Source organism: Bacillus sp. FSL H7-0578, from assembly GCF_038630855.1.
GTDB lineage: Bacteria > Bacillota > Bacilli > Bacillales > Bacillaceae > Bacillus > Bacillus safensis.
Map to the genome: position 1 here is coordinate 609,067 of NZ_CP152045.1, position 12,848 is coordinate 621,914.

Below are 12,848 nucleotides of genomic sequence, written 5' to 3' on the forward strand. Positions count from 1 at the left end.
GATGTGAGTCTGGGCGCTTCAAAAGCGTGATTCACACTGAGAGCAGGTTTTCTCCTCTCATTTTTTCTGTGCGTTTATAAAAAACTATATTGGACATAGAGGTGACACCATGACAAATTTAGTAAATGAAATGATTTTGGTTCTCGATTTCGGCAGTCAGTACAATCAGCTGATCACACGCCGTATTCGTGAATTTGGTGTGTACAGTGAGCTTCATCCGCACACTTTAACTGCTGAAGAAATTAAAGAAATGGCACCTAAAGGAATCATCCTTTCTGGTGGACCAAACAGTGTTTATGATGAAGGATCTTTCCGCTGTGATGAAAAGATCTTTGATCTAGACATTCCGGTTCTAGGCATTTGCTACGGCATGCAGCTCATGACTCACTATTTAGGCGGGAAAGTAGAAGCGGCCAGCCAACGTGAATATGGAAAAGCAGATATCCATATTAACGGAACACCTGCTTTATTCAAAGACCTTCCAACTGATCAAGTCGTTTGGATGAGCCATGGTGACCTCGTTGTTGAAGTACCAGAAGGCTTTACAGTCGATGCAACAAGTGCACATTGTCCAAACTCAGCCATGAGCTTAGCTGAGAAGAATTTCTATGGCGTTCAATTCCATCCAGAGGTTCGTCACTCTGAGTACGGAAATGACCTATTGAAAAACTTTGTCTTCGGCGTGTGTGATTGTGATGGCAAATGGTCAATGGAGAACTTCATTGAAATCGAAATGCAGAAAATCCGTGAAACAGTAGGCGACAAGCAAGTATTGTGTGCACTAAGCGGCGGTGTGGATTCATCTGTTGTGGCGGTATTGATCCACAAAGCCATCGGCGATCAGCTGACATGTATTTTCGTTGACCACGGTCTTCTTCGCAAAGGCGAAGCAGAAGGGGTTATGAAAACATTTAGCGAAGGTTTCAACATGAACGTGATTAAAGTAGATGCGAAAGATCGTTTCTTAAACAAGCTAAAAGGTGTGTCTGATCCTGAGCAAAAACGTAAAATCATCGGTAACGAATTCATTTATGTATTCGATGATGAAGCGGACAAGCTAAAAGGAATCGACTACTTAGCACAAGGAACACTTTACACAGACATCATTGAGAGCGGAACAGCAACGGCGCAAACAATCAAATCTCACCACAACGTAGGCGGTCTTCCAGAAGACATGCAGTTCGAATTGATTGAGCCACTCAATACGCTATTCAAGGATGAAGTTCGTGCCCTAGGTTCAGAGCTTGGCATTCCTGATGACATTGTCTGGAGACAGCCATTCCCAGGTCCAGGACTAGGTATCCGTGTACTAGGTGAAATTTCTGAAGAAAAACTAGAAATCGTCCGTGAATCTGATGCGATTCTACGCGAAGAAATTGCCAACTTCGGCCTTGAGCGCGACATCTGGCAATACTTCACGGTTCTCCCAGACATCCGCAGCGTAGGTGTCATGGGTGACGCAAGAACATACGACTACACAATCGGTATCCGTGCTGTTACTTCTATTGATGGTATGACGAGTGACTGGGCAAGAATCCCTTGGGACGTGCTTGAAAAGATCTCAACTCGTATCGTCAATGAAGTGAAGCATATTAACCGCGTGGTGTATGATATTACGAGTAAGCCGCCTGCTACGATTGAGTGGGAATAATTGTAAAAGAGCTAAAAACCTTTGTGTATCAAGGGTTTCTAGCTCTTTTTTATTATTAACTGCACTTTTCCCTTCCGTCTTCATGTGTTAATGAATCATTCCATCCCTTACACACATCAATCCATTGTGAATAACCGGAGTGTTTTTCTAATTGTTTTATTGTGAGTTCAATAGCACTGTTACTGCTCCCGCAGGCTGGATAGACTGTCTCAAAACGTTTGAGTGAAATATCTAAATAAACAGAAACGCCATTCTTTATAGCAAAAGGACATACTCCGCCAATTTCATGACCGACCAAGTCAACGACCTCATGAGGAGAAAGCATTTTAGCTTTTGTTTTAAAATATTCCTTGAATTTTTTGTTATCAACTTTTGCATCGCCAGAGGTCACAATTAAAATAGCTTGTCCATTTACTAGAAAGGAGAGTGTTTTTGCGATTCTTTCAGGTTCGCAGCCCAATGCAGAAGCAGCCAAGTCTACAGTTGCACTAGATACTGAAAATTCTTGAATTCGAGTATCCATATCATATTGTTTAAAATAATCTTTTACTTGTTTGATTGACATGATGATTTCTCCTTTTTATTTGTATTGATTGATGTTTGCTAGACTTTATTATTTAAACGATATTGATGTGGTGTTACGTGATACTTTTTCTTAAATAAACGAATGAAATGCTCTACATTTTGATAACCAACGGCTGCCGCAATATGATCTACTTGTGAATTGCTGCCAGTGAGCATTTCGCAGGCTTTTTCCAATCTTATTTCTTGTCGAATCTCACGAAATGATTTGCCAAGCTTACGAGATATATATTTTGACAGGTAAGACTGTGAAAGGTTAAATTCCTCTGCCATCTCCTGGATTGTTATATGCTCACAACATTGCTGAATATATTGGAGCATTTGAATAATACGTATTTCACGATATTGTTTGACCTGATTTACGTTCATATGACTTGGTTTGAACCTTAATAAAAGACATAATAATATCTCAAACAAATTATTCATAATCAACTGGTAACTAGGAAACCGATTATAATTTTCTGTAAATAGTTGAAGAGAGCAGTCTAGCAAATGTTTATCCAAGTGACTATGGAAAATAAGAATATTTTTATTTTCTTTTATATACAATGCATTCAAAAAGAACTCTGAAATGACATTATTTCCTTTTAACATTTTAAAAAACACTTTTTGAAAAGTACTCTTACGGATCATGATTTGCATGGCGATTGTATTCTCCATTACAATTGGCTTGTGTAGGGTGTCAGGTGGAATAAAGGCAATATCTCCTGATTTTAAAGTCATTTTTTTATCTTCCACTTCTAAACACATCTCATTTTCCAGAACATAGATCATCTCAAAGAAATCATGGATAGCCGACAATTGAGGCATAAAACGGCTATACTTTCTCACTTCGATATCTTTCTCCTGACCTAACCACATGGTATCTTCCTTTTCAAATTCGTTCTGCCCATTTTGCAAAAATTCTTCTATATATATTTGCTTATGCATTAAATTGTGTTTATCATAATCCTTCAAAAATAATTGCAATGATTGATAGTCCTGCTTTTTCTGTTGGTATTGTAGATAAAAGATTTCTTGCTCGTTATATTCTCTTAAATATTGCATCACTTCATGTTTTTCAAGTTTATCTTTTTCCATCTACATCCAAACCTCTAGTTTATTTACTGCAACCATCAGGGCTTTCACTGTTGCTTCTATAATATCTTTATCAATTCCAGCACCCCAATGCATTTTTCCTTGATATGAAATTCCAATCTGTGCACAGGCTTGTGCTTGGGAATCCTTGCCTAAAGAATTCTGTTCATAGACTTCTAAAACATATTCGAGATGAAAATATGCTTTTAACGCATTACTGATTGCATCTAAACTTCCAGTGCCAGTTCCTTGTATTTTAATTTGTTGATCATCTCTCAGCAAAGTTAAGGTAACTTCCTGCTTCTCTCCTTTATGAAATTGATAATCAAGCAGCTTGAAATGAGGGTGAAAATCAACATACTGTTCTTTTAAAACATGATATATTTCTTCGATAGACAAATCCCTATTTGTCTGATCAGATACTTTCTTCGCTGCATATCCCATGGCTTCATTCATTTGATAAGGAAGTTGAATGCCATAATTTGTTTCTAGTATATAGCCTATGCCGCCTTTTCCAGACTGGCTGTTGATTCGAATCACATCCGTTTGATAATTCCTCCCCAAGTCAACTGGATCTACTGGAATATACGGAACGTCCCATTTATCAACATGATTTTCCTTTCTATATTTCATACCTTTAGATATCGCATCTTGATGTGACCCGGAGAATGCGGTGAAAACCATCTCCCCAGAATATGGCTGTCTCTCATGAACAGTGGTTTTTGTTAGTTTTTCATATTTTTTACGAATAGCTTCTAGGTTATTGAAATTCAATTTTGGATCATAGCCTTGTGAATACATATTCATCGCCAAGGTAATCAAGTCTACGTTCCCTGTACGTTCACCGATACCAAATAATGTACCTTCGACTCTTTCTGCGCCAGCTAGAACACCAAATTCTGCATCACTCACCCCAGAGCCGCGGTCATTATGAGGATGAACAGATAATGTCACACTGTCTCGATAAGATAGATTTTTGTGTATATACTCAATCTGACTTGCAAAAATATGAGGCATTGAATATTCAACTGTGGTCGGAATATTGATGATCGCTTTATGATTTGGTGTCGGTTTCCAAATATCTAAAACACTATTACAAATATCTAACGCATAATCAACTTCTGTTCCTGGAAAGCTTTCAGGACTATATTGAAAATAAATATTACTATTTGTTTTTTCGGCAAGTTCTTTTACTAAAATAGCTCCATCAATGGCAATTTGTTTAATTTCATCTTTTGTTTTCTTAAATACTTGTCTGCGCTGCGCTTCTGAAGTCGAATTATATAAATGAACAATCGCTTTCGGTACTCCCTTAATGGCTTCGAAGGTTCGGCGGATAATATGCTCTCTCGCTTGTGTGATCACCATAATCGTGACATCGTCTGGAATCATATGATGATCAATCAGTGTCCGTAACAGCCTAAACTCCGTATCAGAAGCAGCTGGAAATGCGATTTCAATTTCTTTAAAACCTATCTCTACTAGTAACTGAAACATTTCTAATTTTTCTTCTAAGTTCATAGGAATAGGTAATGCTTGATTTCCATCCCGTAAGTCCACACTGCACCATATCGGAGCACTTTCTAATGTTTCTTTCTTCACCCAATCATACGTAAGGTTCGGTGGCAAAAAGTATTTCTTTTCGTATTTTTTGTGGTTAAACATCATCGATTCCTCCTAGAAAATAGAATATAAAAAAAGCCTTTCATCCCCAAGATTTAACTTGGAGACGAAAGACTTCTTCTTACGCGGTACCACCCCTGTTTCATGATAACCATACATTATCATGCCCTTATTCGGATACAGATTGTTTGATCTGTATCCTTCCCATATAACGGTGGGGGGGGCCGTCCTTAACTACATTGATACTTTTCATTTCACTAAGGCTACTCTAAGGTGAGTTCCCTGCCTTTTTGTTATTGCTTCTCATCAACCAGCAACTTTCTGAAAACATTTCGGCAAGTACTATTCCTTATCATCGCATTCTCATTTTTCTGATTTTTTCTATTATACCAAGTCTATAAAAAAGAGATAGTGATAGGGATATCTTTTTTAATTGATTTTTTTTGTTCTATGGGTGCTTATCTTTAATCCTCTTCACCAAATAAAATTCCAAGGCCACAAATAAAGGTGAGTGAATTCATAGCGAACAATAAAATCGCACCAATTTTTTTCATGGCAATGAACCTCCTCTTAAATTCAGTCTGCTAGCCTTCAAAATTTAAATTCACTGGTTCATCCTCTAGATGATCCACAGTATTTTGTTCTGTCACTGGCACGCTTTCATCTACAATTTTAAAACTAAGTTCGTCCATCCAAATGTGACCTTGACCATGTAGTAATATGCCAAACGCAATGACTTCACTTTTGACTGGAACATCCAATACTACACTAAAATGATTCCAGCCGTTTGTTCCTGTAATGGGGCGGTTCATCATGTTGTCAAACGCAAGAACTTCACCTGAAGAATGGTCAATCCTCATCCATAAACCAGCTGAACCTTTCACCTCTTCGCTTTTGACAAAAGCAGAAAATTGAAGGCGTTCTCCACGGTAACGATCAGACTTAATTTGCTGCATCAAGGTCGCGAATCCTCGTGCTTTTTCATCCTTGGATTTCAGGTAAGCTGAGGTAGTACCACTGTGTACAATTCTGTCATCCAGACCTGTTTCATAATCAGATGGTGTTTCTCCCGTCATAATCCAGCCAGTAGGTGTGTTCTTATTTTCAGCCATATTTGTTTCCTCCTTATCAATGACATTCCTTAGTAATCTCCGATAACGTGCGGGTGACATATCATATATCTTCTTAAAGGCTCTAGTGAAGGATTCCTGTGAACTAAATCGATACTGCAATGCGATATCGATCGCCCTTTGGTTCGTATGAATTAAATCCTTCGCCGCTTGGGTCATTCGACGTTCCCGTATATAATCAACAACTGACTTCTTAATCACTTTTTTGAATATACGGTGAAAGTGAAACCTAGAATAACCAGCGTGTTTCGCTAGAGTTTGAAGCGGTAAATCATCTTTCAGATGCTGTTCAATATAATTTAATGTTTCTTGAATCGTTTTCTCATGTTCTTGATAGGACAACCGAGCACCTCCTTGCCTTACGAGTTTAGTATAGCGGAAATGATCTTTAGGAAACTTGACTTTTTGTGCTGTGTTGCAATTTTAGAATGGACCTTTTAGTCCTAGGTTCAGGACTGGGTATCCGTGTACTGGGTGGAGTTTCTGAAGAAAATCTAGAAATCATCCGAGAATAAGATTTAATTCTACTCGAAGAAATTGCCATCTTGGGCTTTGAGTGAGACATCTGACAATATTTTAAGGTTCTCCCAGACATCCGCAACAAAGATGCCATGGATGACGCTAGAATATACGACTAAACAATTGGTATCGGTGCTATCACTTTGATTAATGGCAAGACGAGTGATTGGCCTAGAATTTTTTTGGAATGTGCTTAGAAAACTCAATTCGTATCGTGAATCAAATGCTGTGAAATAAATTTTTTTAGTTATTCTCATGGAGAAGCCCTCTAAGTCAGTTTCACCAACTTATAAACAAAATTATGAGTCTTAATAGTAGCAGGCATTGCTTTCATTTGATACAATTAATTATAGTAATTATTCCCAATATAAAATGAATTGAAATAAATCTACCTAGTAAGAATAATCAATTTATATTCAAAGGAATACATACTTCAAACGATGTTAAAAAAATATCCGTGATAATGATTTAATTACAGTTTCAGCAGAACTGCAAAAAATATTTAATTAGATAAATGTAGGTTGAGGGATATTGAAAGAAAATCAGGTGTGAGGGAATACAATGAATGAACAACTTAAAATTATTATTGATCTCATAATTAAAGCAGATAATACAATTGAAAAGAATATCATATTCGAAAAATTTTTTAGTAAATCAGATAATATAAAAATATTTTTATTCGATGAAAAATATTCAAATATTAATGAAAGTTTTAAAAATAGGGAAATTAACGGATATAAAATATTTGGTCCTACTGACTATACAAAAATGTGGATTCTTGATAGTAAATATATTGGAGAGGATTACCGAGAATTAAAAGTTGGTAAAGTTGTACATTTTGATTTGAATATTTTGACGTATTTAAACAGGTTATTAAATGATTATAGACTAAAAATTCAGAAGAAGGAATTTCTCGATTATCTAAATTTTTTTAAAAATAATCAATTCAATTATAATATTACTACTGCATTAATGGAACGCTCAATGTCCAATATAAGTGGTGTTGATAAGAATATTTGGAGCGAAATTATTCTTTCATACGTTAAATTTTCAAATATAAAGTTTGATATAAACGAACCAGATATGTTTTTGTTATCTGAAGCTGACTATAGCTGGGCTAAAGAAATCTATTATAGTTTACTTGAGTGCAGAAATCAGCAAGATGTTAAATACACCGCATTATGTTGCTTGTTACTTAAAGCATTTTTGGTGAAACAAGATAAGAAAATCAAAAATAAACTAGAAGTTATATTGCAGTATTCATTAGATGTATTGAATGTTTATTTAGAATTGGAGACTGTACTTATCAATTTTTATTTAGAATCTGATAAATCTATTGAAAAAACTTTTCAGAAAATAAAAGGGTACTCTAAAAAAACTGTTGAGCGCATTTTAAATACAGTTTGGGATATTTACCATGTAAGATTAATAGAACAATCTTTTTTTATAGATAATAGTAATAAGGAAGAGATATTTTTATCATATTTCAGTTCAAGAGATGATGCTTTTAATGAGTTATCTAAAATAAATCAAATAAAGATTTTTGTAATTAATGATGGAAGACCGCTTGCAATTCGAGAGGTAGGTATAAAAGATATTTGTAACGATGAATTTTTATTAAATAAAATTGAAAGCGAAACAAGTAAACGTAAAAATAATGTCACTAAAATAGATTTTAAAAATGAAAAATCTAAATTAATCAGTGAAATTGAAAATGGACAAAAGTTATTTTTTGGAATATGAATTATTGCAACTAAAACAGATTAAAGAATAGGCTATTTTTATTTGAATTTTGTACCTAGAAAAGAAAAGTAAGTGAAATAGTGTAAACTATTAAATTCTATCAAAGAATTTAAAATTATTGATTACTTAAGTGTGGATCTGCATTTTGTCCAAAAATTTTTACTATTACTGATACAATAATTATAGAAAGGGTGTTGAATATTGCTGGAATTGTAAGTAAATTAGAAAGGTTACCATGCAAAGAAATTTCTAGTCATTAATTTGACTAGAGGTTTCTTACTGGGTAATTGTGCAATTTTAAATCGTTCACTTTAACGCTTCTGTTTAAATATCATTCAGTTTATTTGAAATCCCTCTTCAAAATCGAATACATAAACACATCATCAAACCCATTCTGACCAAGATCATACTCCCGCAATAAACCCTCTCTTACAAAATCAAATTTCTCCAATAATTGAACGGAAGATGTATTTTCTGGATCAATAATCGCTTCAATCCGATTCAGATTCATTTCCTGAAATCCATATCGTAGCACCGCAGCAATCGCCTCGCTCATGATGCCTTTTCTCCAATGATCGTGGTGTAATTCATAGCCAATTTCGGTGCGGAGGTGCTGTTTTTCTAAATTGAGAAATCCGCAGCTGCCGATGATGGCTGGATTGTCTTTTAGAGAAATGCCCCAGCGGATCCCTGTTTGTTCTTTGAAGATGTCGTGATACCACTTGATTTCTCCTTGTGTGTCTTCAATCGTTTCATGAGCATCGATTCCCATGTAGCAGCACACGGTTTCATTGGATAAATAGATATGCATATCCTCAGCGTCTTCGGTCGTCGCTTGTTTTAAGATTAGTCTTTCGGTATGTATTGTTGGAAATGTTTGTGGAAAGTTGATTTTGTTCATTTGGTTATCCTCCATGAGATGTCTTTTGTTCTGTACATGCCTTACAATAAAAAACCCCTTCATTCCTCAGCCAAGCCTTCACCTCTGTCATTCCTTTTCTCTTTGGATAGATCAGCTTGACGTACACTTCTTCGTTTCCTTCTATCTTTTTCTGACAGCTAGCACACGCGGGTTCTTCAAATAGAAACAATAGACTTACTCCTTTTTGTACATATTTCTTCCATTATATCAAATGTTCGACAAAATCTTTGCGGCTCGTTCTTCACTTTCTCTATTTTTATCCGACATATGCTAAGTAAAAGAAATTTCCATTTGTTGAAACCGTTTGAGAGAAAGCTTGCTCTAACAGGTGTAGGAGGTGTGGATGAGATGAAGCAAGTGCGTCTAATTAAAAAAGCACAAAAAGGGAATGTCCCGGCATTTGAGAAATTAATGCTGATGTATCAGGAGCGTTTATATAAAACGGCTTTTCTCTACACAAGAAATAAAGAGGATTCGTTAGATGCTGTTCAAGAGACGGTATTTAAAGCGTTTAAGCATCTATCTGGTTTGAAAGAACCGGCTTATTTTTCTAGCTGGCTGACGAGAATTTTGATTCATACAATTTTTGCGATGAAGAAAAAACAGCAAGATGTTGTTCCGTTTGAACAGCATCATGAGAGCGTTGAGCGACATGATTTTTTAGAAGACAAGCTCGATTTAAAACATGCACTTGAAGTGTTAGATGAGCAATATCAGCTCGTGATTCAGCTATTTTATTTTCAAGATTATTCAATTTCGATGATTTCTGAGCAGATGGGTGTGCCTGAAGGAACGGTTAAAACTCATTTGTATCGAGCAAGAAAGTTATTAAAGCAAACATTGGAGAAGGAGGAGAGTGTCGATGGAACGAAAAGAAATGAAAAAGCTTTATGATGAGATTGATGTACCAACAGTTGAAGTGACCTCTGCGATTCGCCAAGCCATTGGGGATGTGAAAGCGGAACAGAAAAGACATTGGTTCAATTGGAACTGGAGAACGCCAATATACTCTGCCATTGTTCTCATCGTCCTTTACTTTTCATCAGGTTTCCTTTTTCCTTCTCTTAATACAGCGATGGCACGTGTCCCGATTATTGGGCAATTTTATATGATGTTTCACGATAAAGTAGGAATGGCTCTTTTTCAGAGTGATTTGGTGAAACATGTCAATGAGGGGGCTGAATCAAGAGGAATTACTGTGAAAGTAAACAGTGTATACTATGATGCCGGGCGTCTTGTTTATACGTTTACTGTCGATCATTTGAATACAAAGGAAGATTCTGTACCATTCATCGTCAGCAACTTAGATCATATAAATGAAAATTTCCGACCGAGTTACGACAATCAGGAATTGAAAAAATTAAAGGATGGCCGATATGTTGGACAAATGGAAGTCTATACAAATGGACAGACAATTAAGCAAGGTCAAAAAGCCCCACTCGTCATTTCAAAAATTGGAGATATTGTAGGGAATTGGCGTTTTGAATTACCTGTGGTCAAGCAAAAAACCACCTTACTAGCGGGACAAAAAGACGTGTTTATTTTAAATGGACGTTATCAAATAAGAAATGTAAAGGTAGAAAATGGAGTGAATGGCTCTGCTATTCAATATGCCATTGATTACAATGGTTTTGCCAAAGATGATAAAGTTAGTATACATGGGATGAAAGATAATTTAGGAAATGAGTATGAGCTTGAGATTGGAACTGTTTTAAGGAAAAAACAACTGACTTCTGATAAAAATAGAAAAGAACATTTGACGATTTTGAATCAGCCGATCAATCCAAAGGCGACCGAATTGACATTTGACACATCTGTGGATATCGAACGAGAATACAGCCACATCATTCCTCTCAAGACAAAGCTGCCTGTTCAGTTCAAAACAAAACACCATGGCATCGGAATCAAAATCAATAAGATAAAGCAAAAAGACCGTTCTGTGATTGTTGATTATCAATTTACTGGAGTAGATCGAAAAGAATTAGATCAGGATGTGATGGAGAATATAGGTGAATTCATTGGATTAGGCGATGTTGAAAAGATGAAATCATGGCCCGATCCACAAGCAGACTATGAAAACGGATATTACTTGAAGGGGAACAATGCGAAGGTAACCAATTTGAAGTCAGCTTCGATGCAATCCACCTTTGAATTTGATAATAAGGAGTTAGAGACTTTATCATTAAACCATTTTTCATTTAAGGATTATGGGCTTTATCTTAATTTGTCAGATTTGAATCTGTTGGCACCGCAAAAAGAAATAACGGTAACCATTCCAGTCAAAAAAGAAACTTCAAAAGCTAGTCGATAAATAAGAAAGCGAACATGGTTATACATGTTCGCTTTTTGTCTGTTGTTCCACCAGTCGATGACGATTGAACGAATACCTGATCAATATCAACGCCACAAAACTAGCTAATCCACCAATCCAACTTAAATTCGTGACATTTGTATACTGTATAATCACGCCGCCCATTGACGATCCGAGCATCATGCCGATGTTCATAATCGCTGTATTAAAGCTCAGCACGGTTTCTGATGCTTGGGGTTTAAGGGAGATCAGATAGTATTGCTTCGCTGGTGTTGTTGTCCATGTGGCGATGCCCCAAATGGCAAGTGTGATCAAGACGCTAATTGTAGAGAATTGCGTAAAGAATAAGGCAAAGAGAGCGAACATCTGGATCATGATGCTGATCGTGATGGTTCGGTTTGGTCCCCATTGATCGACGGCAAAGCCGCCAAAGCGTGAGCCAATAAAAGCAGAAATGCCTAAGAAGAGCAAGGCCATGCTTGTCATTTCAAGTGAAAAGCCGGCGGTCTGTCGCAATAAAGGAGAGATATAAGCAAAGACCATCGTGTAGCCTAAGATCCAAAAGACGGTTGTGGCTAAGCCGCTGATCACCCTGGGGTCTTGAAGAATGTGTAATTGCTGCTTTAATGGCAGATGTGAATGTCCCTCTATGCGTGGCAGCAATTGATAAAGAAGCAAGAAGAGACAAGCAGTACCTAGTGCAATGATGAGAAAAATATAGTGCCAATCCACATGACCTGATAGAAATGTTCCAATCGGTACACCAAGTACGAGTGAAACGGTGAAGCCAGTGATGACGGTCGCCATTGCACTTCCCTTTTTTTCTGGCGGGGCGATCTGCGCTGCATAATTCGTGGCAACGACAATATATAAGCCGCCGCTCATGGCCATGATGACGCGAGATAGCAGGAGCAGCACAAAATGATGGCTGAAAAAGGCGAGCATATTGCCTAAAATAAACACAAAAATAGCTGATAACAAAACCTTTTTTCGGTTCAGCTTCGACGTTGCCATGACTAAAAAGAGAGCGCCTACTGCATAAAAAAGAGAATAGACGGTGATGAGCTGTCCGGCAGCAGGAATAGAAATGTGTAAATCAACAGCAATGATATCTAGAATGCCAGACACAACGAATTCTGACGTGCCTGTGACAAATGAACCGACAGCTAAAAGAATAATCAATAGCTGATGAGATGTGTTTTTCATTTTGAACCCTTCCTTCATGTTGATACGTTGTCTTTAGTTTAAATTCCGTGCTAACATAAGTAAAATTGATGTTTTTCATGAAGG

General features: G+C 36.7%; 11 protein-coding genes, 1 pseudogene and 1 other annotated feature. Of the genes and pseudogenes, 5 read left to right on the forward strand and 7 right to left on the reverse strand.

Annotated features, from left to right (window positions below; translation table 11 throughout):
- The first annotated feature begins 109 nt into the window (after positions 1-109).
- Complete coding sequence (gene guaA, locus MHB41_RS03060) at positions 110-1,651, forward strand: glutamine-hydrolyzing GMP synthase (protein ID WP_024424487.1); 1,542 nt, start codon at positions 110-112, stop codon at positions 1,649-1,651.
- A 55-nt stretch (positions 1,652-1,706) separates the two neighbouring features.
- On the opposite strand, the gene MHB41_RS03065 is transcribed toward guaA, so the two are convergent.
- The 4 genes from MHB41_RS03065 to MHB41_RS03080 form a co-directional block, all read right to left on the reverse strand.
- A complete protein-coding gene (locus MHB41_RS03065; protein ID WP_065215072.1) occupies positions 1,707-2,216 on the reverse strand; it encodes a YbaK/EbsC family protein in 510 nt (169 codons plus the stop codon).
- 38 nt (positions 2,217-2,254) lie between these two features.
- Complete coding sequence (locus tag MHB41_RS03070) at positions 2,255-3,313, reverse strand: AraC family transcriptional regulator (protein WP_098676699.1); 1,059 nt, start codon at positions 3,311-3,313, stop codon at positions 2,255-2,257.
- The gene (locus MHB41_RS03075; protein ID WP_335350871.1) at positions 3,314-4,975 is read right to left on the reverse strand and encodes a 2-isopropylmalate synthase; all 1,662 of its coding nucleotides are present in this window, start codon (positions 4,973-4,975) and stop codon (positions 3,314-3,316) included. It abuts the gene before it with no gap.
- Positions 4,976-5,032: 57 nt separating this feature from the next.
- Positions 5,033-5,298: a binding site (T-box leader), on the reverse strand.
- 219 nt (positions 5,299-5,517) lie between these two features.
- A complete protein-coding gene (locus MHB41_RS03080; RefSeq protein ID WP_335350870.1) occupies positions 5,518-6,405 on the reverse strand; it encodes an AraC family transcriptional regulator in 888 nt (295 codons plus the stop codon).
- 104 nt (positions 6,406-6,509) lie between these two features.
- Between MHB41_RS03080 and MHB41_RS03085 the strand changes: the two are divergent.
- Together MHB41_RS03085 and MHB41_RS03090 are read left to right on the forward strand one after the other, a co-directional pair.
- Positions 6,510-6,819, forward strand: a pseudogene (locus MHB41_RS03085) (GMP synthase (glutamine-hydrolyzing)); the annotation flags it as partial.
- A 324-nt stretch (positions 6,820-7,143) separates the two neighbouring features.
- Positions 7,144-8,325 (forward strand): hypothetical protein, encoded by a 1,182-nt coding sequence (locus tag MHB41_RS03090; protein ID WP_342502605.1) that lies wholly within the window; start codon positions 7,144-7,146, stop codon positions 8,323-8,325.
- A gap of 340 nt (positions 8,326-8,665) precedes the next feature.
- Here the strand turns inward: MHB41_RS03090 and MHB41_RS03095 are convergent, their stop codons facing one another.
- Complete coding sequence (locus tag MHB41_RS03095; RefSeq protein ID WP_327827370.1) at positions 8,666-9,226, reverse strand: GNAT family protein; 561 nt, start codon at positions 9,224-9,226, stop codon at positions 8,666-8,668.
- A 4-nt stretch (positions 9,227-9,230) separates the two neighbouring features.
- Positions 9,231-9,416 (reverse strand): hypothetical protein, encoded by a 186-nt coding sequence (locus tag MHB41_RS03100; RefSeq protein ID WP_046314157.1) that lies wholly within the window; start codon positions 9,414-9,416, stop codon positions 9,231-9,233.
- 179 nt (positions 9,417-9,595) lie between these two features.
- On the opposite strand from MHB41_RS03100, the gene MHB41_RS03105 reads away from it, so the two are divergent.
- Together MHB41_RS03105 and MHB41_RS03110 are read left to right on the forward strand one after the other, a co-directional pair.
- On the forward strand, positions 9,596-10,141 hold the full coding sequence (locus MHB41_RS03105; RefSeq protein ID WP_327827368.1) for a sigma-70 family RNA polymerase sigma factor: 546 nt from the start codon (positions 9,596-9,598) through the stop codon (positions 10,139-10,141).
- Positions 10,110-11,558, forward strand: coding sequence for a DUF4179 domain-containing protein (locus MHB41_RS03110; protein ID WP_327827367.1), 1,449 nt, complete (start codon positions 10,110-10,112; stop codon positions 11,556-11,558). Before MHB41_RS03105 ends, MHB41_RS03110 begins: the two co-directional genes overlap by 32 nt.
- Positions 11,559-11,576: 18 nt before the next feature.
- On the opposite strand, the gene MHB41_RS03115 is transcribed toward MHB41_RS03110, so the two are convergent.
- Positions 11,577-12,764, reverse strand: a complete 1,188-nt coding sequence (locus tag MHB41_RS03115) for an MFS transporter (RefSeq protein WP_340899244.1) — start codon at positions 12,762-12,764, stop codon at positions 11,577-11,579.
- Positions 12,765-12,848: the final 84 nt, after the last annotated feature.